Origin of the sequence: Ralstonia mannitolilytica, assembly GCF_000954135.1 — a bacterium.
Classification (GTDB): domain Bacteria; phylum Pseudomonadota; class Gammaproteobacteria; order Burkholderiales; family Burkholderiaceae; genus Ralstonia; species Ralstonia mannitolilytica.
Genome location: NZ_CP010800.1, coordinates 1028801 through 1052587 on the forward strand (window position 1 = coordinate 1028801; position 23787 = coordinate 1052587).

The window sequence follows — 23787 nt, forward strand, 5'->3', positions numbered from 1 at the left end:
AACGCACATTTTCGGGAGCGGCAAGATGGCCTCACACGGTTTGTTTGCATGGCTGATCATCGGCGCGGTCGCGGGTTGGCTGGCCGGCTGGATCACGAAGGGCGGCGGCTTTGGCCTGCTCGCCGACATCGTCGTCGGCATCGTCGGCGCGTTTGTTGGCGGATGGCTCGCAGGGGCGCTGGGCATTTCGTTTGGCGTCGGGTGGGTGGGCTCCATTGCCACGGCGGTGGCGGGCGCGCTGGTGCTGTTGTTCCTGTTGCGGTTCATCAAACGCGCGTAGCCGCACGGCAATGCGGCATCGGCCGGGCACTCGCGCGTGCGCGGCCGATGTCATCCAAACCGCCGGATTCCACCGCGCGGCACATCACCTAGACTGGTGGGTACAAGACACCAAGCCGCGCCACAAGCGTCGGTGCGGCAGGCAAACGTCACAAGCGAGACCGCCATGTCTGATCTGCTCACTTCGCCCGTCGAACTCTACGAAGGGTTCGAGATACACGTCGCGCTGTCTCCCGCGCGCACCGATCCTGCCCGCTACACCTATACCGGCTACGTCTGCCACCCCGGCGCAGATGCGTCGCTGCCCGGCCATGTCGTGCCGTTCCATGCCGACGGCGACGACAGCTTCCGCACCGTGGAAGACGCCGTTGACGAGGCGGTGCACGTCGCGCGCAGCATCGTCGACGGCACGCACCCGGATCTGTCTGTCCTCTCCATCGTGACGCACGGCTACTGAGCCCCACGGCGCATCACCTGACGCGCCCCACGCATTTGCTGTGCCGCACCATCCCAAGCCGCCGCTGCACCGAAAGCGTGCGGCGCGGTGCTCGCGCTTGAGGCATGCAGCGCTGCGCGCTGGGCGCACATTTCCCGCAGAGCTTTATCTCACAAGGCTTCGCTCGCCTGGCATACCTGTTGCATAGCACCATTGCGCGGGTCAATGGCGATTCGCTCTCTTCGTGGTGAAGGCCCTGCTGCCCAGGGTCACTTGGACAACGGCGTCCCAGAACCCGGCCAATGCGGCCTGGTTCTCGGACGCCTTTCTTTTTTTGGATGCGGGATTCGACATGACCGGCAAAGCCACCCGAATCGATCTGTTCAGTCTGCGTACGCCACAGATGCGCGCCTTTCATCTGACGTGGCTCGCGTTCTTCGTGTGCTTCTATGCGTGGTTCGCCTGCGCGCCGCTCATGCCGGTGCTCAAGGGCGAATTCCACCTCACGCCCGGGCAGATCGCCAACATCAACATCGCCGCGGTGGCGGTGACGATCCTCGTGCGCTTGCTCGTCGGCCCGCTGTGCGACCGCTTCGGCCCGCGCAAGACCTATACCGGCCTGCTGGTGGTGGGGGCAATTCCGGTGCTCGGTGTGGCGCTGGCGCAGAGCTACGAGGCGTTTCTCTTCTTTCGCCTGGCGATCGGCGCGATCGGCGCGAGCTTCGTGATCACGCAATACCACACGTCGGTCATGTTCGCGCCCAACGTGGTCGGCACAGCCAACGCTGCGGCAGCGGGCTGGGGCAATGCGGGCGGTGGCGTGGCGCAGGGCACGATGCCGCTGCTGCTCACCGCCATCGTGATGATGGGCGTGACGCAGAGCATGGGCTGGCGTTTGGCCATGGTGGTGCCGGGCGTAGCGATGCTGATCGTGGCGGCGCTGTACTGGCGCTATACGCAGGACTGCCCCGAGGGCAATTACGCAGAACTGCGTGCCGCCGGCAAGACCATCGACGGCGGCAAGAAGGGCGGCTGGGGCAGCTTCGTCGCGGCCGCGGGCAACTACCGCGTGTGGCTGCTCTTCATCACCTACGGCGCGTGCTTCGGCGTGGAGATCTTCATCCACAACATCGCCGCCACTTACTACGTCGATCACTTTGGCCTGTCGCTGTCGGCAGCCGGGATGGCCGCGGCCAGCTTCGGCTTGCTTGCGCTGTTTGCGCGCGCGCTGGGCGGCATCGTGTCGGACCGCGTGGCAGCCAGGCGCGGCCTGGATGCGCGCACACAACTGCTGTGCCTGCTGATGCTGGGCGAGGGCCTCGGCCTGTTCGGTTTTGCCCATGCCGGCAGCGTGCCGGTGGCGATTCTGGCGATGCTCGGCTTCGGCCTGTTCACGCATATGGCGTGCGGTGCGACGTATGCGCTGGTGCCCTTCATCGATCGCCGTGCGCTGGGCGGTGTGGCCGGCATCATCGGCGCGGGCGGCAACGCGGGCGCGGTGGCGGCGGGCTTCCTGCTGAAAGGCATGGCGGATACGCAGGCCACGCTGTCGATGCTCGGCGTGCTGGTGGGGCTGTCGGCCATCTGCGCCATCGCGGTACGCTTCTCGGCAGAACACAAGGCGCGTGAACAAGCGCTCTACGACAACACGCTGGCCGCTGCCGGCAACGCCTGAAAGAGGACATCACCATGACCATGAAGATCGTCGTCATTGGCCACGGAATGGTGGGCCACAAGTTTCTGGAGAGCCTGCTGCAGGCGCCCGGGCACCATCTGGAGGTGACGGTGCTGTGCGAAGAGCCGCGCCCCGCATACGACCGCGTGCACCTCTCTGAGTTCTTTACCGGCAAGACGGCGGAAGACCTCTCGCTGGTGGCACCCGGCTTCTTTGATCGCGATGACGTGGTGCTCAAGCTCAATGCCCGCGCCACGGCCATCGACACGATCGCCAAGACGGTGACGGCTTCCACCGGCGAGGTGCTGCCTTACGACAAGCTCGTGATTGCGTCGGGCTCGTCGCCGTTCGTGCCGCCCGTGCCGGGCCGCGACCGCAAGGACTGCTTCGTCTACCGCACCATCGAAGACCTCGAGGCGATGGCCGAATGCGGGCAGCGCGCCAAGACCGGCGTGGTGATCGGCGGCGGCCTGCTCGGCCTGGAATGCGCCAAGGCCCTGCGCGACATGCAACTGCAAACACACGTGGTCGAGTTTGCCGGCCGCCTGATGGCGATGCAGGTGGACGACGGTGGCGGCCGCATGCTGCGCCGGAAGATCGAAGACCTGGGCGTGACGGTGCATACGCAAAAGAACACGGTCGAGATCGTCGACGGCGAAACCTGCACGCACCGCCTGAACTTTGCCGATGGCACTCACCTGGAAGCCGACATGGTCGTCTTCTCGGCCGGCATCCGCCCCCGCGATGAACTGGCGCGTGCCTGCGGCCTCGAAGTGGGCGAGCGAGGCGGCATCGTGATCGACTCAGAATGCCGCACGTCCGCGCCGGACGTATACGCGATTGGCGAATGCGCGCTGTGGGGCGGCAAGGTCTATGGCCTGGTGGCACCGGGTTATGAAATGGCGCGCATCACGGCCAGGCAGATCCTCGCGGCCGACGACGAAGCGACGTTCAACGGCGCGGACATGAGCACCAAGCTCAAGCTGATGGGCGTGGACGTCGCCAGCCTGGGCGACGCGCAAGGCCTGACGCCGGGCAGCCGCAGCGTGCTGTTCACGGATGAGCGCAAGCAGATCTACAAGAAGCTCGTGCTGTCGGAAGACGGCAAGTACCTGCTCGGCGGCGTGCTGGTGGGCGACGCATCGGAATACGGCACGCTGCTGCAGATGATGCTCAACCGCATTCCGTTGCCTGAGGCGCCGGAATTCCTGATCCTGCCGCAGGCCGATGGCAACGCGCGCCCGGCCATGGGCGTGGATGCGCTGCCGGACAGCGCGCAGATCTGCTCGTGCAACGACGTATCGAAGGGCGCGCTGTGCCAGGCCGTGTGCGCCGGCGCCACCACCGTGGGCGCGCTCAAGGACGCAACGAAGGCCGGCACCTCGTGCGGCGGCTGCGTGCCGCTCATGACGCAGGTGATGAAGGCCGAGATGAAGAAGCAGGGCCTGGCCGTCAACAACCACCTGTGCGAACACTTCCCGTACTCGCGCCAGGAGCTGTATCACCTCGTGCGCGTGGGCCGATTCCAGACCTTCGACGCGCTGCTGCAGGCGCACGGCCACGGTTTGGGCTGCGACATCTGCAAGCCGACGGTGGCGAGCATCCTGGCCTCGTGCTGGAACGACTTCGTGCTCAAGAAGGAGCACGCCAGCCTGCAGGATTCCAACGACTACTTCCTCGCCAACATCCAGAAAGACGGGACGTATTCCGTCGTGCCGCGCATGCCGGGTGGCGAGGTCACCGCCGATGGCCTGATCGCCGTGGGCCAAGTCGCCAAGAAATACGGCCTGTACACCAAGATCACCGGCGGCCAGCGTGTCGACCTGTTCGGCGCGCGCCTGGAGCAGCTGCCGCTGATCTGGGAAGAGCTCATTGCGGCCGGGTTCGAGTCGGGCCACGCGTATGGCAAGTCGCTGCGCACGGTGAAGTCGTGCGTGGGTTCGACGTGGTGCCGCTACGGCGTGGGCGACTCGGTCGGTTTTGCGATTGCGCTGGAGAATCGCTACAAGGGCCTGCGCTCGCCGCACAAGCTGAAGTTTGGCGTGTCGGGCTGCACGCGTGAATGCGCGGAGGCGCAAGGCAAGGATGTCGGCATCATCGCTACGGAAAAGGGATGGAACCTCTACGTATGCGGCAACGGCGGCATGAAGCCGCGCCACGCCGAACTGCTGGCGGCCGACCTCGACCAGGACACGCTCATCAAGTATGTCGACCGCTTCCTGATGTTCTACGTGCGCACAGCGGACCGCCTCCAACGCACGAGCACGTGGCGCGACAACCTCGAAGGCGGCCTCGACTACCTGAAGGACGTCATCGTCAACGACAAGCTCGGGATTGCGGCCGAACTCGAAGCCGAGATGCAGCACGTCGTCGACACCTACCAGGACGAATGGAAGACCGCCGTGACGAACCCCGATGTGCGCAAGCGCTTCCGCCACTTCGTCAACAGCGACGCGAAGGACGCGAACGTCGTCTTTGTCGAGGAACGCGGGCAGATCCGCCCGGCCACGGTGGAGGAGCGCGCGAAGACACGTCCCGTGCGCATTCCGGTTGTTGCAGAAGCCGCTTGAGAGAGGAGCCCGACATGCAAGCATCGCGCTGGATTCCTGTTTGCCCGCTGGACGACATCGTGCCCAACACCGGCGTGTGCGCGCTCGTGGACGGCGAGCAGGTCGCCGTCTTCCACGTTGCGGGCAGTGCACCGCAGCCGGTCTATGCCATCGGCAACTACGACCCGAACTCCGACGCGGCCGTGCTCTCGCGCGGGCTCGTCGGCAACCTCGGCGACCGCATCGTCGTGGCCTCGCCGATCTACAAGCAGCACTTCGATCTGGCAACGGGCGAGTGCCTCGAAGCGCCGGCCAACTCGGTGCAGGCCTACGCAGCCAAGGTGGAAGGCGGAACGGTGTGGGTGGCGCGATGACTCGCCCCAAGCTCGTCGTCATCGGCAACGGCATGGCCGGCATGCGCACGGTCGAAGAGCTGCTCAAGCTGGCGCCCGACCTGTACGACATCACCGTCTTCGGCGAAGAGCCGCACGGCAACTACAACCGTATCCTGCTATCTCCTGTGCTGGCGGGTGAGAAGCAGGTCGACGACATCATGCTGAACACGCGTGAGTGGTACGCGCAGAACCACATCACGCTGCATGCGGGCGATCCGGTGGTGAGCATCGACCGCCCGCGCCGCACGCTGCGCTCGCGCGACGGCGTGGAGGTCCGCTACGACCGTCTGCTGATCGCCACCGGCTCGCGGCCGTTCATCCTGCCGGTGCCGGGGCACCTGCTGCCGGGCGTGATCGCCTTTCGCGACATCCAGGACGTGGAGACGATGCTGGAGGCAGCGCGCAACCATCGGCATGCCGTCGTCATCGGCGGCGGGCTGTTGGGGCTGGAAGCCGCCAACGGTCTGATGCGCCAGGGCATGGATGTGACGGTCGTGCACCTGCCCGACACGCTGATGGAGCGCCAGCTCGACAAGCCCGCCGCGCAGCTGCTGCAGAAGGCACTGGAAGCCAGGGGCCTGCGCTTCCTGCTCGGCGCGCACACGGCGGAGCTGCTCGGCACCGACCGCGTGACCGCCGTGCGCTTCAAGGACGGCACGCAGATCCCGGCCGACCTCGTGGTCATGACGGCCGGCGTGCGCCCGAACATCGAGCTTGCCAAGGCGGCCGGCCTGCGTTGCGAACGCGCCATCATCGTGGACGACACCCTGCAGACCTACGACCCGCGCATCTACGCCGTGGGGGAATGCGTGCAGCACCGTAGCGCCACGTTCGGCCTGGTGGCGCCTATCTGGGACCAGGCCCGCGTATGTGCCGCACACCTGGCGGGGGCCGGCCACCGCCGCTATGTCCAGCAGGCCACGGCCACCAAGCTGAAGGTCACCGGCGTGGACTTGTATTCGGCGGGCGATTTCATCGGCGGCGACGGCACCGAAGACATCGTGCTGCGCGACCCGCGCCGCGGCGTCTACAAGCGCCTGGTGCTGAAGGAAGACCGTATCGTCGGCGCAGTCCTGTACGGCGATGTCGCCGACGGCCCGTGGTACTTCGACCTGATCCAACGCGAGGTGCCTATCGCGTCGATCCGCCAGCGCCTGTTGTTTGGCCGCGCGCTGTGCGAAGCGGAAGCGGCGTAATGAACACCGGCAAGATACGAAACCGGCATCACCCTTCGTACGCCGCCGGTGTGGCCTTTGACGTTCCTGCCCTTGATGGCGCCTTGGATTTTTGTAAGCGGGCGGAAACAAGACGGGGAACTGTCTGAGCGCAGCGAGTTTTCCCCGTCTCCGCCCGGTTACAAAAATCCAAGGGGAAGTCGCCATCTCGGGCGCGCCTTTCTTATGCTGACTTTCTTTGGCAAGACAAAGAAAAGTGAGTCAGCCCCGGCAGGGGATGAAACCAGGGATGCACCAATCACGCAGAGCAACACAGAGACGACGATGACAACCATCCCCATTCACCCAATAACGGCCGCCGTGCGCACCACCTGCCCCTACTGCGGCGTCGGCTGCGGCGTGCTGGCAACCCCGCAAGCGGATGGCAGCGTCGACATTCAAGGCGATCCAACGCACCCCGCCAACGCAGGGCGCCTGTGCGTGAAGGGCTCCGCGCTGGGAGAAACCGTCAGCCTCGAAGGCCGCCTCCTGTATCCCGCCATCCGCGAACGTTCGCACGACCTGGGTGCGCCCATTGCCCCGCTGCAGCGCGTCTCATGGGACGCCGCGCTCGACACCGTCGCCCAGGGCTTTCGCCGCATCATCGATGAACACGGCCCCGATGCCGTTGCGCTGTACGTCTCCGGCCAGCTGCTGACCGAGGACTACTACGTCGCCAACAAGCTGATGAAGGGCTTCATCGGCACGGCCAACATCGACACCAACTCGCGCCTGTGCATGTCCTCGGCCGTGGCGGGGCACAAGCGCGCGTTTGGCGAAGACCTCGTCCCGGTCTGCTACGACGATCTCGAAGCCGCAGACCTCATCGTGCTGGTGGGCTCCAACACCGCGTGGTGCCATCCGATCCTGTTCCAGCGCATCGTGCGTGCAAAAGAGGCGCGGCCGCAGCTGAAAGTCGTGGTGGTCGACCCGCGCCACACCGCCACGTGCGAGCTGGCAGACCTGCATCTGCCCATCAGGCCGGGCACCGACGTGTGGCTCTTCAACGGCCTGCTGTCGTTCCTTTCCCGCCGCGGCGTGGTTGACCGCCACTTCGTCACCCTGCACACCAACGGCCCCGACGCCGCGCTGCAAGCTGCCGGCACGCACAGCGAAGACGTGGAAGCGGTGGCCAAGGCATGCAAGCTCAAGCTCGACGACCTGCTCACGTTCTACAACTGGTTTGCCGACACGGAGCGCACCATCACGGCGTTCTCCATGGGCGTCAACCAGTCCAGCGCGGGCACCGACAAGGTCAACAGCATCATCAATTGCCATCTGCTCACGGGCCGCATCGGGCGCGCCGGCATGGGGCCGTTCTCGATTACCGGCCAGCCGAACGCGATGGGCGGGCGTGAGGTGGGCGGCCTGGCGAACATGCTGGCCGCGCACCTGGAACTGAACGAGCCCACGCATCGTGAACTCGTCCAGACGTTCTGGAACGCACCGCGCATGGCCGACAAGGCGGGCCTCAAGGCGGTGGACCTCTTCCAGGCCATCGAAGACGGGCACGTGAAGGCCGTGTGGATCATGGGCACCAACCCGGTGGTCAGCCTGCCCGACGCCGACCAGGTGCGCCGCGCGCTGGCCAAGTGCGAACTCGTGGTCGCCTCCGACATTGTGGAAGCCACCGACACCACGGTGCTGGCCGACATCGTGCTGCCCGCGCTCGGCTGGGGCGAGAAGGACGGCACCGTGACGAACTCCGAGCGCCGCATCTCGCGCCAGCGCGCCTTCCTGCCAGCGCCCGGCGAGGCCCGCGCAGACTGGGACATCATCGCCGACGTGGCGCGCCGCATGGGCTACGACGGCTTCGACTTCACCAGCCCGCGCGATGTGTTCGACGAACACGCGCGCCTCTCGGCCTATGCCAACACGGCGGGCGGTGTGCCTCGTGCTTTCCACCTCGGCGGATTGACGGGGCTCGATGCCGATGCCTACGACAGCATGTCGCCCGTGCAATGGCCGGTGACCGCGCCCGGCAGTGGCGAAGCGCGTCTCTTCAGCGACGGCCGTTTCGCCTACGCCGATGGCCGCGCACGCTTTGTGCCGACGCCGGCACGCGCCCCCGCGCATGCAGCCGATGGCGAATACCCGCTCGTCCTCAACACCGGCCGCGTGCGTGACCAGTGGCACACCATGACGCGCACCGGCCGCGCGCCCAGGCTGGCCGACCACATTCCCGAACCGTTCGTCGATCTGCACCCGCACGATGCGCTGCTGGCCGGCGTGCGCGAGGGCAGTCTCGCGCGTGTGTCGTCCCGCTGGGGCAGCGTGGTGGCGCGCGTGCGCATGACGGGTGGCATCGCGCGCGGCAGCGTGTTCGTGCCGATCCACTGGAATGGCCAGTTTGCGTCGGACGCTCGCGTGGGCGCGGTGGTGAACCCGGTCGTCGACCCCGTGTCGGGCGAGCCCGAGTTCAAGCACACGCCCGTGATGGTCGAGCCGTTCGACGTGGCGTGGCACGGCTTCGTGCTGTCGCGCCGCGCGCTCGACACCGACGACGCCACGTGGTGGACGCGCATCCAGGGCAAGCAGTTCGTGCGTTATGAACTGGCCGGGCGCCAGCAACTCGGCAACGTTCATGACTGGGCACGCAAGCTGCTCGGCGTGACCGACCCGCATGCCGACTGGCTCGAATACGAAGACACCACCGCGCGCGTCTACCGTGCCGTGCACGTCGTGGATGACCGCATCGAGGGGTGTGTGTTTCTGTCGCCGCGCCCCGATCTGCCGTCGCGCAACTGGTTGGCCGGGTTGTTCGCGCAGGCGCGCCTGGAAGATCTCGACCGCGCCGGCGTCCTGCTCGGCCAGCCGATTGAGGCCGGCGCGGACGTCGGGCCCACGGTGTGCTCGTGCTTTGGCGTGGGCCGCAACACCATCTGCGACGCCATTCGGGACAAGGGCCTGCAATCGACCGGAGAGATCACGGCCTGCCTGAAGGCCGGGGGAAATTGCGGCTCGTGCGTGCCGGAACTCAAGCGGCTGCTGGTGGAGGCGCGGGTGCAGCAGGCCGCGTGACTGTGCTTGACGGCCAGGTTTTGCGCCATGTTGACACCATCGTTAGAACAACGGCTCGCACGTGCAATTTGCACACGTAAGGTGCGGACCGTGAACTGAAGGTCCGCGAATACTGCAGTTGCCGATATTCACTGCATTGGGGGGCGGTCGAAGTCGCCCCGGGGGGCGCGTGCGTGGTGGACCTCCCGGTTAAGCACGGCAGATGTCGCCATCTCCGTGCTCTTATCTGGCTGGCGGAAAGGCAAGTCCACAAGAGGACCTATTTGCTGCCTGTCCATTGCCCAAACCACGGCAGATACGCATTGGTCCGCCCACCGGCGCGTGGCCACTGCGTGGGCGGATCGCGCTTGACCCAGCCGGGTGGCGGCGCCACCAGCACGCTCCATGCGTCATTCGGATTCGCAGCGCTGGTCACGACGGCGCTGTTGCCGGTGTGGTCTGCATACGCTGTGGCGCGAGCGATGTTCAGCCCCGCGCTGGCGGCGCGCAGCCCGCCGATGGCGTGTTCCGCAACGCTTTGCACATCCTTGATCTGGTCCAGGTCCGGCCACTGTTGATGCACGGCGGCGCGCAGCGGTCTCGTCAACGTGTTGACGTTGGCGGCATGCTTGTCGACGTCGTGATAGACGCGGCCAACGGGATGATCTGACGGGGCTTGCGCCTGCATGGTTTGCATGAGCGCACTCCAGGCGCCGCCCGGCGTGGCCGCCTTGGCGCCGATGCCGCCTGCGTGTTGCTGCGGGATGTAGAGGGCCGACAGCGGTGTGTAACCCCAATCGGCATTCGGGTGGCCGAGGATAAGCAGGACCAAGTTCTCGTCGGTGCGCCCGCCCTTGGGGTAGCCGGGGGCATCCATGGTGTAGACCCACACCGTCTTGCGCGGGTTGGCGTTTAGGTAGGCGATGGCCTCTTTCAGGTCATAGAAGCCGACCGTTTCATCGCCGGCCATGACCGTCACGTCGGGGACTTTGGTTTGGGGATAGAGCTTCAGGCTCATCGCCTCGGCTTCGCTGAAAATCTCGCTGGTGAACAGGCGACGCGCGGCCAGCAGGGTGAAGGTGGGCAGGCCGATGGTCATTTCTTGGTCGGCACCAAGGCCTCGCTGCGGCTCGCCACGATTGATGTACATCTTGGTGAAGAAATACGGCATTCGTGCTTCGGCATGGGCTTCGTTCTCGGCCAGGATCGATGGCGCGGGCATACCCAAGCGGAAGTGACGGGAAAGGCGGTCACTGCCATTGCGATACCGCTCCTCCTTGATATAGGTCGGCGTATCGATCCATGCGCGGGGCATGCCCGCAAACACCTTGACGTCAGCAAAGTCCGGCCGGTTGGTGCCGTGCTGGATGGAATAGAAATAATTTCGGTCCACCGCGTAGTGATAGCCCAGGGGGTACAGCGGGTCGCGGATCAACTCAACCATGGTCCGCCAATAGACCGGGTTCGGGTTGTCCGTCTTCCACACCACGCGCACGGGACGCACCAGCACACCCGTCGGGTCGCCCAGCTTGAGTTCGGGACTGTCGGTGTCATTGGGGTTGCGCTCGGCCATGCCCTGCGTCCACAGCAGGTTCCAGTGCGTGGGGTAGTCGATCCACATCAGGGGGCTGCGCCAGAGTACGCCCAGCACATAGGCGGCGGGCGCGTCGGGGCCGGTTTCCGCTGGCGCCTTGGCTGGCAGCGGATAGGGGGTGGGCAAGCGGAAGTATCGGGATTGCGACGACATGGAGGTTCCAGTACAGGCAGTGAACAGTAGGGTGGCGGCCAACAGGCCGGCGAGCGTCGCCCGGCGTGGGCGGTTTGGTTGAAGGTCATTCATCGGGGGTATCCAATCCAAAGACACGGTCAATTTCAGAGCGACTTGCCCCATGCGGTTCGGGCTGCGGCGCATCGTCCAATCCAAAGACTCGATCGATCTCACTCGGGCGCTGCCGCTGCCTCAGCAGTTCGGCACGTCGCGCGTCGCGCAACTCCTCGCCCGGGCTGCGCTCGCGTGGCATCAATGGCTCGGGTTGCGGTTCGCGGTAGCTTTGGATGAAACCGCCGCTGTTGTTGCGCTCCGAGTCGATGCCGAGTGTTGCGGGGACTTCAGGTTGGTAGTCCTCATGCTTTTCTAGCCTCATGTTTTGAGGCAATCGCCCGGTCCGGTAATACGGACACCACTCCGCCATCACCGGATCCTTCGGATCCCCATACCGCCAATCCGCAAACTGCCGCAGCCAGTTCATCTGACGCACGGGCAGCACGTTCAGCCCAACGTTGACGTCGTAGGCCAGCACCCTCCTGGCGTGCTCGGGGTTGGTGAGAATGGTGGAGTGGTTGGTGGCGTTCAGGTTGACGGCCTGCTTCAAGAAGTCTTCGCGCACGTTCTGATCGAACTGCCTGAAGGCGGCATGCTTTTCGCCCGAAAGGTCGCCGCCGCGGCGCATCTGGTCAATGGCGTTGTCAAAGGGGTTGCCTTCCACGCCGCGCGCAAGTTGGCGCACGCTGGCGTTGTGCTCGTAGCGCAGTGCGGCTTCGTCCCCAACACCGCCCTGGCCCTGTACGCGGTATTGGTCATAGACGTCATTGGTCTTGGCACCGCGGTTGAGTGCGTCGGTGTGCGATTCCGGGCCTTGGTTGAAAACGCCTGCCACCTTGCCACTGGCGGGCGTTCCGCCGTCCAGCCGTGCTTGCCCGTCGTCCTTGGGCTGCTGGCCGGTGGCGTCGGCTTGCGGGTGGTACAGGTGGTGGGCAATGGGCACCACCGGGTTGGGCACGGCGTGGGCGTTGATATTGACCTTCCAGCCGTCGGGTGGATCGGCGTTGACGGGGATATCGCCCTTCTGACCCAGGGTGAGCACTTTGACGAGAATTCCGCCAAGGGTGATGACACCCCCAATGAGGGTGGCACCGATCTTGGAGGGGATGCTGCGCCGATTGTCTTTCCAGGGCCGAGTGAAGTGGACGTGGGCGTTGAGCGGTGTGCGCAGCCAGAAGGCGCCGCTCTTGCCTTGAATGGTGTCGGCCCGTTCGGGGTGGTATTTGTCGTAGTAGACGAAATCATTACCAGGGGCGACACCCACCTTGAAGGGTTCGGTCTTGTACTTGAGCGGATTGCCCTGGGCCCAGATGCGTTGGTAGAGCACGCCGTGTGCGTGTTTGAAAACGTGGGGCTTGTCGCCCGCGTCATCGTCCTTGCCGGCGAGTACGGCCTGCGGCAAGCCCAGCCACCCCATGCCCATGACCGAAGCGACGCCAATCACCTGGTCATGCGGGTTGGCGTAGAGAAAGACGTTGCCGTGTGTCGGGTAGGTCTTCTGGTCTTGCGCGTGGCTCCACGGCGCCTTTTTATTGCTCAGGTAAAGATCAACACAGGCGGGGCTGGCAAGGTTGCCGGTCTTGCCCTTGCGTTCGTTGACGATGCCAAAGAACGAGTCCAGCGTCTTGCGCCGCGCCAAGACGGTGACGCGTCCCTCTCCGGTGACTTCATCGTATTGCCCGAAGTTGTCAAAGAAGTTGGGCAAGACGCCATAAGGCGGGTTGGCGAGGATGTAGGTATCGGCCACGCCGTCGCCGTCGAACTTTGCCTTGCCGATGAAGGCCGAGGCAAGGCCGACCATGTTGCCCTGGCTGTGACAGACGATGGTGATGGGGCATTCCTTCGCGCCGTCGTATTCATTCCGATGCCGCTTGCGTGCCTCGGCGACGAGGGCGGCGAGACGCCACGCAGCGTGCGCCTGGTAGTGCCGGGGCGGGCAGTCGAAGACCAGGCGACTGCTCTCGGTGTTGAGGTCTTGTACGGTCAGCCCCATCAGCAGGTCGGTGGCGGTACCGCTGCCCCACATGTCGGGCAGCGCCGTGCAACCGTTCGCAAACGGGCCGCCGCCCCAGGCGTTGTCTTCGTCGAGCAGGATGTTAGGGCCGACCTTTTTCAAGTCGGATTGGTTGGCAGCAAATCCCCACCGGAAGCGGATCACCGGGCTGGCAGCTTCGTCACTGACGAACTCGCTGGCTGGCACGCCAGTGTCGCTCTTGGTACGTGCGAGGTAGCCGTCAGGGGTGAGTTCGGGCGCGTACCGCGCAGCACGTAGCAAACCGGCAAGGCTGGTCTCCTGGGCCTGGCCGAACTCGCTGCGGTGCAGGCGTTCATTCAAGCCCTGACACAGCCCTGCTTCGGTGGAATCAAACCACTCGCCAGTGGAATTGACGCCATGCACGAAGATGATGATGCCGGGCAGCGCGTTGAACGGGGCTTTGCACACACCGCCACCGGGCAACGTGATGTCGCGGGCGCGGGCGATGACGTTCGTTTCGAAAAGGCTGAATTCTTGTGTGCTCACGGTGCAGGTGCTCAGAACAGTTTGGGAAGCTTGAAGGCGGCTTGCAGGTGCTCGATCTGCTGCAAGGTTGATTCCGGGGTGACGCCATTCGCGGCAACACCCTTGCCAACCACGCTGCCATCGGCAGTGGTCAAGGTGTATGCGGTGCTGGAAATCGGTTCGCCATCGATCTCGCGCACCAGCGCAAAGCTGCGCTTGGTGTCGCCCGACTCAAACTGCGGCAGCGCTCCATCAATGCCCTGTGCCCCTGGCACATCAAAGTTGCCTGTATGCAGGTGGATGAGCGAGGGCCCAAAGGCCTCAACCTTTCCATCCGCAATCCGGATCCCCGCGTTGCCGCTCATGAGCGTGATACCCGTCTTGGCATTGAGGAGGACGGAGCCATCCGTGGCAGTAACGACCACGTCCTGCCTGGCATTGGCAGTGATGCTCTTCTGCTGCGCCTGCAACACGAGTTGCCCCTGATGGGCGATGCCCTTCCATTCACCGCTGTGGGCAAACAGGCTGATGCCGGTGCCGGCGTTGACGACGTATTGCTGCCCCGCCGTTTGCTGCTGGTTCAGCTTGGAGACGGTGTCGATGTGCTGGCCGGCATAGCTGGTCAGGCTCTCGGGCGTGGCCAAGCCGATACCTGCCGGAGCGTAGGCGCCTAGCACGGGTTGACCACCCTGGCCCGGCTGGTCCTTGTGGTTGTTGGCCCCGGCATCCCACTCCTCAATGGCTTTCGTGAGAGTGGATTGCGGATCGGCGTCGGTTTTCAGGGCCTCATGCTGGCTGCTGTAGTCGCCCAGGGATTTCGCCGCTTCGAGCGCAGCCTCCATGCAGCGAATGAACGCTTGCCGGTCGAGGTGGCCGCCCACGGCAGCAACCTGTCCTTCGGTGGTGAGGAACAGACCTTTGGCACCCCGGATAGCCCCATGCCCATCGGTGCGCAGCTCGAAACCCTCACCTCGTTGGTCCTTGCGCCCGGGGTGGCCGGGCACACCTGTCAGATAGCCCAGGTTGAGCTGGCTGGCCTGGTGGTCCGATGACAGCTGCGCCTGGATCTGGCCCTGCGTGTCGTCCATCAGCAGGTGGTTGCGCCGCTTCCCGAACAGTTCCTTGCTGGCAATGCCAGACAGCGCATGCTGGCCGGGAAGCTGCCACGGCGGCAGATTGAGCTGGTTCGGCACCCGCCCGATGATGATCGGCGTATTCGGGTCACCGTTGAGGAAGTCGACCAAGACTTCCTGCCCGATGCGCGGGACATGCATGGCGCCAAACTGGTCCCCGGACCAACCATTGGCGACGCGGATCCACGGCGAGGAATGTTCGTTGTACTGGCCGTAGCGGTCCCATTCGAACTGGACTTTGACGCAGCCAAAGTCGTTGGTCCAGACTTCCTGATTCTCGGGACCGGTGACGACGGCACGCTGGATGCCCTTGACGCGCGGCTTTGCAGTGGTCAGCGGCGGGCGGAAGACTTCATCGGTCGGGTGGGCTTCAAAGCGGACGTGGCAGGCGTAGCGCTGGGTGCTGCCAGATTGAACGCCAACGTCTTCGAGCTCCAATTCGGTGCTGATGACGAGGAATTCCCGGTTGAGGTCGTCCTTGTCGTGGTTGGCGATCTGGTAGGTACAGCCCGCGGCAATGCCACGTAGTGCGCCAGCACCACGCACGCGGCGTCCCTTGGCACGGCGCTCCTCCATGCGGATGCGGGCGCGCTGGCTGCCGATGTCTCGGCTTGTGTAGGTACCCGGTTCGTATTCGTAGCGTTCGAACTCGGAGAACCGAGTGTCGCGCGGCAGGCTGTCGCCGGTGGTCAGATCGGCCTTGGGCTGGCGCGGGTCGTAGTCCTTGAGGGTGACCTTGCCCGTGCGCACGCGGTTGATGGGTTCAAACCGGGTGAGATGTTCTTCGTCGACCTTGAAGCCCTGTGGGTAGATCGGCAGGGTGTGATATGCGGGGCTGGGGAATTTACGCCAGGCACCCGATTCGGACACGAGGACGAGGCGGTGGTGGCCGCCGTCGTGCTCGAAGAAGTAGGTGATGCCCCATTCTTCGGTTAGGCGCTGGATGAAGTGGGCGTCGGTCTCGCCGTGCTGGACTTCCCATTCGAGTTTGGGGAAGACGCTTTCGTCCAGGCGTTTGTCGACGCTGAAGGTGTAGTCGGCCAACACTTCATCGAGGATGTCGATGACGCTTTTGTTCTGGAACGATTTGTAGTCGGCGGTCTGGGTGGCGAGCCAGAGCCAAGGGCGCAGGGTGTAGCGGTAAAGGCGGTTGTCGGAGATGCCGCCGATCACCTCGGCGCCGGTGATGAGGCCGGTGATGTGGCGCTCACCGGCGCCAATGCCGCCCAGCAGGCCAGTGCCGATGCCGTCCAGTTCAATGGATAAGGTCATCTCCAGGCCGATGGCGTCGTCCAAATCCGATTCGAGCATCGCCTGAGCGGCGGCCATGGAGACAGGGCGCAGGTCGACCGTGTAGGTGAACAGCTCGCTCAGGGCTTCCCGCCCACTCACGCGCACGAACTCCAACTGCGGCACTCCGAGCAATTCCGGAATCGCGGCACTCGTGGCTTTGACTGTGCGGTGCGGACCGGGTCGAGGGATGGCGTTGCGTGCGTTCGCGGGGCGGTTGATGCGAGCGAGGTTTTGACTCACGAGCGGTCTCCCAGTAGAGGTCAAGAGGGGACATGCTCATGGCTCTGTCGCGCTACCGGAACGGAATTGACGAAACTTGACGCAATGCTCGGATCTGGCCGGTGCATTGGCCGGCGGTGGTCTACCCGTGTACGGACACCTGCTCGCGCCTAAATCCACTTTTTACCCGGGGGATATTGCTGATGTCATTTAACCCGGATAGAATTGGTTCCAATGTTTTTATGGAGCCAGTTCATGCATCCCACTCCAGCTGTGATGTGCACGGCATTTGCCGGCACGCAGCGCTTGGCCGGCGGGCCCGTCCGCGACGTCGCCCGGGCCGTCAAGATTCATCTCGACGCGCACCCCGAATCGCAGGTGCTGGTGTTCGACAACACCAGCGCACAGCCGGTGGAACTCGACCTGCGCGGCACCGTTGAAGACGTGCTTGCGCGCCTGGATCAGGCCGCCCCAGCCGCCGAACCCGGCGAATCCGAAAGTCGCCCACGCGGCCCTGGCCGCCCAAGGCTGGGCGTGATTGCCCGCGAGGTGACCTTGCTGCCGCGCCACTGGGCCTGGCTTGCCGCCCAGCCGGGCGGGGCGTCGGTGACGCTGCGCAAGCTCGTGGAAGACGCTCGCCGCGCTACCGAAGGGGTGGATCGCCGCCGCATCGCGCAGGAAGCTGCCTATCGCTTCATGTCGGCCATGGCCGGCAATGCGCCAGGCTTTGAAGAGGCCACACGCGCGCTGTTCGCGCTCGACGCGGGCGCATTCCAATCACTCACCCAGCCGTGGCCGGCCGACGTGCGGGATTTCGCGCGCCAGCTGGCGCAGGCTGCATGGGCTTCACACGAGGAGGCAGCATGACCAGTCAGAACGGCCCCCGCGCCACCGACGAGGGCACGCCCGCGAGCGGCCAGCAGTCGCCCGTGGCGCCCGTGCCCGCGGCGAATGCGCGCCCGCTGTGGCGGACCTTCGTTGCATTTCTGGGGCCGCTCATCGTGGCGAACATCCTGCAATCGCTGTCGGGCACGCTAAACAACGTGTACGTCGGCCACATGCTGGGCGTGAAGGCGTTGGCGGCGGTATCGGCGTTCTTCCCGATCCTGTTTTTCTTCATCGCGTTTGTCATCGGGCTGGGCTCGGGCGCGGCGGTGCTGATCGGGCAGGCGTGGGGCGCGAAGAAGCCTGACGCGGTAAAGACCGTGGCGGGCACCACGCTGTCGGTGGGGCTGGTCGCCGGCGCGGTGGTGGCGCTGCTGGGTGGGCCGTTCGCGCATGCGCTGCTGCGCCGGCTTGGCACGCCGGCCGACATCCTGGGCGACGCGACGCTCTATGCCAGCGTCATGCTGTATGCCATGCCGGGGCTGTTCGTCTTCCTGCTCGCCACGGCCATGATGCGCGGCGTGGGTGACACGCGCACGCCGTTGCGCACGCTGCTGCTGTCCACGGCCATCGGGCTGGTCCTGACGCCGTCGTTCATCCGTGGCTGGTTTGGCCTGCCGCAACTTGGCGTTGCCAGCGGCGCCGTGGCGACGACGATTGCGTTCCTGGTGGCGCTCGCGTGGCTTGGGTTCTTCCTGCGCCGGCGCAATCATCCGCTCGCGCCGGATGCCGCCCTGGCGCGCCATCTGTGGATCGACTTTGCCGTGTTGCGCACGGTGCTGAAGATCGGCGTGCCGACGGGCATCCAGCTCGTGGTGATCTCGATTGCGGAGCTGGCCCTGCTATCGCTCGTCAACGGCTTCGGCTCCGATGCCACGGCGGCTTACGGGGCCGGCACGCAGATCATCAGCTACGTGCAGTTTCCGGCCATGTCGATTGCGATCACGGCGTCGATCCTCGGGGCACAGGCCATCGGCTCCGGCAACACCGAACGGCTCGATGCCATCACGCGCACCGGGCTGTGGCTGAACGTGGCGGTCACGGGGCTGATGGTGGTGATGGCGCTGCTGTTCTCGCGCGCCGTCATCGGATGGTTCACCACGAATACCGAAGTGATGGACCTCGCGCAGAGCCTGCTGCATATCTCGCTGTGGAGCTCGGTCATCTTCGGCATGGCGAGTGTCTTCTCAGGTGTGATGCGTGCAAGCGGCACCGTGATGGCGCCCACGGCCATCTCGATCCTGGCCATCGTGGCGGTAGAGGTGCCGGTGGCCTGGGCGTTGAGCCGCCACATCGGCACGGACGGCATCTGGGCAGCGTATCCGGCGGCGTTCATCGCCATGTTCGTCATGCAGGGCGCGTACTACGGGTTCGTTTGGCGCCGCCGCGCGCAGCGGTTTGGCATTCGCCGCATGGTGTAAAGCGATGGGCGTTCAGGCTGGCTCGCCGCGCGTCGGCCCGAACGCCATGTCCGCATCGGCGGCCGTCGGCTGACGCAACAGCCGCACCGCGGGCGACTGCAGGATGCACAGCAACTGCAGCGCGAAGCCCGCAAGTGCCGCCACCAGGCAAGCGCCCATGCCGGCCCGCGCCGCCAGCCACGCGGCCAGCGCAGCGCCCAGCGGCCGCGCCCCATACGACATCACGTTCACCGCCGAGACGCGTGCCAGCAGCGCGGGCGGCGTCACGGTCTGCCGCAGCGTCGTTGTGCTGACCACCCACAGGATCGGCCCACAGCCCAGCAGGAAGAACCCCGCGTGGGCCAGTGCGGGCCACGGCTGCCACAGCGTGGCCGCGAGCAACACGCCGCCGGCCAACCCGCAGACCGGGCCCGTTGCCACGACATGGCCGAAACGCCAGCGCGCCAGGATGCGCGCGGCCAGCAGCGCGCCGACCACCATGCCGGCGCCGTACATCGCCAGTGTGAATCCGATCGCCTGCGCCGACAGCCCGAGCCGATGCGCGGCATATGGCACGAAGATCGCAAACACCATGAAGATGGCCGTGGTGAAGAGGAACTGCGTGGCAAACACCGGGCGCAGCAACGGATGACGGAACACAAAGCGCGCGCCTTCCGCGATGTCCTGCAGCGGATGCGATGCACGCCGTGCGTCCGGCGCAGGCGACGCCACACCCCGCAGCAGCACGGCCGCCACCGCAGATAGTCCTGCGGCCAGCAGGAACGCCGCCGTGGCCCCCGTCCAACCGATCAGCGCGCCGCCGATCGCCGGCCCGCAGGCAAACGCCACCGTGCGGGCAAGTTCGATGCGCCCGTTGGCGCGTGAGAGCATGGCGGATGGCACGAGCGATGGCATCAGCGCGGGCGCCGCCACGCTGAACACCACCGTGCCGCACACCGCGACAAACCCGAGCAAGCCGAGCATCGGCAGATTCAGCAGCCCGGCCGCCAGCAGCCCGGCGACTGCAAGCAACGCCATCGCCCGCACTGCTTCTGCGCTGGCCATCAGCGCGCGTTTTGGCCAGCGGTCGGCCAGCATGCCAATCGGAATGGCAAACAGCACGAACGGCAGCGTCAGGGCCACTTGCAGCCAGCTCGCCGTACTGGCGTCGGCGTGCAGCGCGAGCACCGCCACCATCGGCATGGCGGCCAGCGCAATCTGCTCGGCGGATTGTGCCGCCAGGTTCGAACCGGCCAGCCGGTTGAAGCCCGCCGGCAGCGGCTTGGCAAAGGACTCGGACATCGCGCTTCTCCTGAAGACGTTCGCTTCAGGCTACGGATGTCGACGCGGGGATGCGCTCCGCTTCTTGCTGCCAAATTCGGCCGGGGGGGGCTACAGGATCGGCGCGAACAGCTTGGCGACGTGCATGATCACGCGGCGCAGCGGATGCGCGTGCTCGTATTCGTCGCGGCCGACGCGCGTGGCCTGGCCGAAATCGGCTTCGAGCATCTGGGCCACGTCGTTGGCGAAGCGCGCGTCGGCCGTCATGATCATGAGCTCGAAGTTCAGGCGGAACGAGCGGTTGTCGAGGTTCGCGCTGCCCACGGCGGCGGCATCGTCGTCGATGAGCACGACTTTCTGGTGCAGGAAGCCCGGCAGGTAGCGGTAGATCTTCACGCCCGCGCGGATGGCCTGGTATGCATACAGGGTGGAGGCCAGGAACACCACGCGGTGGTCCGGCCGCGACGGGATGAGGATGCGCACGTCCACGCCACGCAATACGGCCAGGCGCAGCGCGGCAAACACCGCCTCGTCGGGAATGAAGTACGGCGTGGTGATCCACAACCGCTTGCGCGCCGACTGGATGGCCTCCATGAAGAACAGCGAGCAGGTTTCCTGTTTGTCGGCCGGGCCGCTGGCGACGACCTGGCAGACCATGTCCTCATCGGGGCGCAGCTCAGGCACGATCAGCTGCGGCACTTCGCGCGCGGCCCAGTACCAGTCTTCGGCAAAAGTCAGCTGCAGGTCCATCACGGCCGCGCCGACTATCTCGATATGCGTGTCGCGCCACGGCGCCAGCGGCGGCTTCTCGCCCAGGTATTCGATACCGACGTTGTGGCCGCCCACGTACGCGCGTTCACCGTCCACCACCACGAGCTTGCGGTGGTTGCGGAAGTTGAGCTGGAACCGGTTGACGAACCCGGCGTGCGTGGAGAACGGCTTGGCGAGCACGCCGCCCTCCGTCAGCCGCTGCACGTAGTGGCGGGGCAGGGCATGGCAGCCGATGCGATCGAACAGGAAGTACACGCGCACGCCGGCGCGGGCCCGTTCGACAAGCAGTTCGGCCAGGCGGCGGCCGAGCGCGTCGTCATGCACGATGAAGAACTGCACGATCAGCACCCGCTGCGCCTGGGCGATGGCCGCGAAGATGGCTTCGAACGTCTCCGCGCCGTTGACGAGCAGCCGCACCCGGTTGTGCGACAGGCACGGCATGCCCGTGAGCCGGGGCAGGGCCTGCATGCAGGCATGTTGCGGCACGACCACGCACGATTCATGGTCGCGCAGGCGGCGCCAGTCGTCCGACAGGGTGATCTCGCGCATGCGCGCATTGTTGAAGCGCCGCGCATCCACGTAGCCGGCGAACGTGCTACGTCCGAAGATCAGATACGGAATCAGCGTGAACTCGGGCAGCGTGACCAGCGAAATGGCCCACGCAATGGCGCCCTGCGATGTGCGCACCGTCAGCACCGCGTGCACGGCGGCGAGCACGCCCACGCAGTGCATGACAAAAATGAAGGCGGCGAACGCCGTGGTATTGGTCAGCATCAGAAGCAGCAGAGTAAAGCCCACCCTGAGTCATTTTGACATGGCCCAGGTGGCGTCGGACAAACACGGATATTTCCGCCCCGCCCGGTTGGCGTAGGCTCGCCGCATCGGGGACGGCCGGCATGCCGCTTGCTGATGTGCCGTTGCCGTCCTGTCGAGCAGCGACGACAACCATCAGGACGATCATGCAACCGCTTCCGAGACTCCTTGTGCAGCATTCGCGCGGCTGGTTCGCCTGGCTCGTCGTGCTGCTGGCCGCCTGTGCAAGCCTGCCAGACCATGTCGACCGGCCCGTGACGACGGCGCTGGCCGCCCCGGCGCCCGCCACCTCGCTGGGGCGCCTCGTGCAGGCCAATGCGCCGTCGCCCGACGTGTCGGGGTTCCGGTTGATCGCCTCGGGCGAGGAGGCCTACGCCACGCTGCTCACGCTGGCCGACCGTGCCGAGCGCACGCTGGATCTGCAGTACTTCATCATCGAAAGCGACAACAGCGTGCGTGAGCTGATGCGCCATGTGCTCGCCGCCGCCGAGCGCGGCGTGCGCGTGCGCATGCTGGTCGACGATCTGCACAGCGACGGGCGCGACGTGGCGTTCCTGAAGTTCTCCTCGCACAAGAACATCGACGTGCGGCTGTTCAACCCGTTTCCGGGCGGGCGCATGTCGAACGTGACGCGCTACCTGAGCGGCGCGGCCGAGTTCCGCCGTGTCAACCGTCGCATGCACAACAAGGCCTTCATTGCCGACAACGCGCTGGCGGTCACGGGCGGCCGCAATCTCGGCGCGGAGTATTTCACGCAGGACAAGAACACGAACTTCGTCGACCTCGACGTGCTGGCGGCGGGGCCTGCGGTGCGGCAGTTGTCGGCTGCGTTCGATTCGTACTGGAACAGCGAATTCGCCTATCCGGTCCAGGCGCTGGCGCCCGAACCCAGCAACGCGCATCCGCCCGAGCAGAAGGACGGCAACTATCCGCCGCCCGTGCCGGCCGCCCGCACACCGGAAGGCCCGCCGCGGCATATCGACGTACCGACTGCGCCCCTCGATTTCGGCTCGGGTCCGCAGGAATCCGCACGCAGCGTGGCCGACGTCGAGCAGCAGCGCATGCGCAACGAGACGGATCTGGCCCACCCGACGCCGACTGAGCCGCTGCCCCTTCGCCCTGCGCTGCGGGACTGGTTCCTGGCCGATCAGATCGCGCGCCGCCGGCTGCGCCTGGAGTGGGTGCCGGCGCAGGTCATTGTCGATCGCCCGGCCAAGGTTTCCGGCGAAAAGGTGGAACCGGGCGGCGAGCGCCTCGCCCAGACCCTGCTGCACCTCATTGACGAAGCGAAGAGCGAGGTGGCCCTGATCTCGCCGTATTTCGTACCCGGCAAAGCCGGCGTGGACGTGATCCGGCATCTGCGGGAGCGCGGCGTGCGGCTGCGCGTGCTGACCAACTCCCTGGCCGCCACCGATGCGCCCATCGTCCACGTGGGCTATGCGAAATACCGCAGCGCGCTGCTCGACAGCGGCGTCGAGCTGTACGAACTGCGCCCGACGCTCGGCGATCGCCCGAAGGCGGTCGGTTCGTTCCGTTCGTCCCAGGCGAGCCTGCATGTGAAGTCGATCATCATCGACCGCAACACGCTGTTCGTCGGCTCGATGAACATCGACCCGCGCTCCATTGCACTCAATACCGAGACCGGGTTGATCATCCGCAGCCCGGTGCTCGCGCAGGCGGTCGCCAAGCTGTTCGACGACTCCATCGGCGACAGTGCCTACCGCGTGACCCAGGTGGACGGCCATCTGCGGTGGACCACTCACCAGAACGGCAAGGAGGTCTCCGTCGACCACGAGCCCGACGTGGGTTTCGGGCGTCGGGCATGGATCCAGATGCTGGCGCCGTTTACGCCGGAGGAATTGCTTTAGGCCCACCGCCCGGTCAACCGATGCGGGGCGTGGCCAAAGAAAAACGCCGCAATGCGCGGCGTTTTCTTATTCAGGCGGGATTGGCCTTCGGGGTTGGCCCCATTACATCTTCTGCTTGGTGCTATCGGCAGCGCTTTCCAGCTTCTGGCCGCCCGTTTGGATGTCCTTGCCCATGCCGGCCATCGTGTTGCAGCCCGCCAGGACAACGCAGCCCAGGGCCAGCAGTGCGATCAGTGTCTTCATCTCGATCCCCT

16 protein-coding genes are annotated in these 23787 nt (G+C 65.7%); 10 read left to right on the plus strand and 6 right to left on the minus strand.

Translation table 11 applies throughout. From position 1 onward, the window contains the following. Positions 1-25 precede the first annotated feature (25 nt). The 7 genes from TK49_RS21255 (at position 26) to TK49_RS21285 (ending at position 9569) form a co-directional block, all read left to right on the plus strand. Positions 26-280: a GlsB/YeaQ/YmgE family stress response membrane protein gene (locus TK49_RS21255; RefSeq protein ID WP_045220460.1), complete on the plus strand. Its 255-nt coding sequence runs from the start codon at positions 26-28 to the stop codon at positions 278-280. A gap of 165 nt (positions 281-445) precedes the next feature. Next, positions 446-736: a hypothetical protein gene (locus tag TK49_RS21260; RefSeq protein ID WP_045219805.1), complete on the plus strand. Its 291-nt coding sequence runs from the start codon at positions 446-448 to the stop codon at positions 734-736. Between the two features lie 331 nt (positions 737-1067). Beyond that, complete coding sequence (locus TK49_RS21265; RefSeq protein ID WP_045219807.1) at positions 1068-2390, plus strand: MFS transporter; 1323 nt, start codon at positions 1068-1070, stop codon at positions 2388-2390. Positions 2391-2404: 14 nt separating this feature from the next. Next, a complete protein-coding gene (nirB, locus tag TK49_RS21270) occupies positions 2405-4960 on the plus strand; it encodes a nitrite reductase large subunit NirB (RefSeq protein WP_082076371.1) in 2556 nt (851 codons plus the stop codon). Positions 4961-4974: 14 nt separating this feature from the next. Beyond that, positions 4975-5313, plus strand: coding sequence for a nitrite reductase small subunit NirD (nirD, locus tag TK49_RS21275; RefSeq protein WP_045219809.1), 339 nt, complete (start codon positions 4975-4977; stop codon positions 5311-5313). Next, positions 5310-6530: an NAD(P)/FAD-dependent oxidoreductase gene (locus tag TK49_RS21280; RefSeq protein WP_052698634.1), complete on the plus strand. Its 1221-nt coding sequence runs from the start codon at positions 5310-5312 to the stop codon at positions 6528-6530. Before nirD ends, TK49_RS21280 begins: the two co-directional genes overlap by 4 nt. Before the next feature lie 303 nt (positions 6531-6833). Beyond that, positions 6834-9569: a nitrate reductase gene (locus TK49_RS21285; RefSeq protein WP_045219811.1), complete on the plus strand. Its 2736-nt coding sequence runs from the start codon at positions 6834-6836 to the stop codon at positions 9567-9569. A 259-nt stretch (positions 9570-9828) separates the two neighbouring features. Here TK49_RS21285 and TK49_RS21290 read toward each other — a convergent pair whose 3' ends face one another. From TK49_RS21290 to TK49_RS21300, 3 genes are all read right to left on the minus strand, one after another. After that, positions 9829-11295 (minus strand): hypothetical protein, encoded by a 1467-nt coding sequence (locus TK49_RS21290; RefSeq protein WP_052698635.1) that lies wholly within the window; start codon positions 11293-11295, stop codon positions 9829-9831. A gap of 85 nt (positions 11296-11380) precedes the next feature. Continuing rightward, entirely contained in the window at positions 11381-13891 is a 2511-nt protein-coding gene (locus tag TK49_RS21295; RefSeq protein WP_052698636.1) for a T6SS effector phospholipase Tle3 domain-containing protein, read from the minus strand. Positions 13892-13902: 11 nt separating this feature from the next. After that, positions 13903-16485 carry a type VI secretion system Vgr family protein gene (locus tag TK49_RS21300; protein WP_045220470.1) on the minus strand — a complete coding sequence of 861 codons (2583 nt, stop codon included), beginning with the start codon at positions 16483-16485 and terminating at the stop codon, positions 13903-13905. Positions 16486-16770: 285 nt separating this feature from the next. Between TK49_RS21300 and TK49_RS21305 the strand changes: the two genes are divergently transcribed. Both TK49_RS21305 and TK49_RS21310 read left to right on the plus strand, forming a co-directional pair. Next, complete coding sequence (locus TK49_RS21305; RefSeq protein WP_045219815.1) at positions 16771-17382, plus strand: DUF2239 family protein; 612 nt, start codon at positions 16771-16773, stop codon at positions 17380-17382. 71 nt (positions 17383-17453) lie between these two features. Then, entirely contained in the window at positions 17454-18821 is a 1368-nt protein-coding gene (locus tag TK49_RS21310; RefSeq protein ID WP_045220472.1) for an MATE family efflux transporter, read from the plus strand. A 12-nt stretch (positions 18822-18833) separates the two neighbouring features. On the opposite strand, the gene TK49_RS21315 is transcribed toward TK49_RS21310, so the two are convergent. Together TK49_RS21315 and cls are read right to left on the minus strand one after the other, a co-directional pair. Next, complete coding sequence (locus TK49_RS21315; RefSeq protein WP_045219818.1) at positions 18834-20102, minus strand: MFS transporter; 1269 nt, start codon at positions 20100-20102, stop codon at positions 18834-18836. A 90-nt stretch (positions 20103-20192) separates the two neighbouring features. Next, positions 20193-21626: a cardiolipin synthase gene (gene cls / locus TK49_RS21320; protein ID WP_045219820.1), complete on the minus strand. Its 1434-nt coding sequence runs from the start codon at positions 21624-21626 to the stop codon at positions 20193-20195. A 185-nt stretch (positions 21627-21811) separates the two neighbouring features. Here cls and TK49_RS21325 point away from each other — a divergent pair, with 185 nt between their 5' ends. Further along, complete coding sequence (locus tag TK49_RS21325; RefSeq protein WP_045219822.1) at positions 21812-23533, plus strand: phospholipase D family protein; 1722 nt, start codon at positions 21812-21814, stop codon at positions 23531-23533. Between the two features lie 102 nt (positions 23534-23635). Here the strand turns inward: TK49_RS21325 and TK49_RS21330 are convergent, their stop codons facing one another. Continuing rightward, positions 23636-23776: an entericidin A/B family lipoprotein gene (locus TK49_RS21330; protein ID WP_045219824.1), complete on the minus strand. Its 141-nt coding sequence runs from the start codon at positions 23774-23776 to the stop codon at positions 23636-23638. Between the last annotated feature and the right edge of the window lie 11 nt (positions 23777-23787).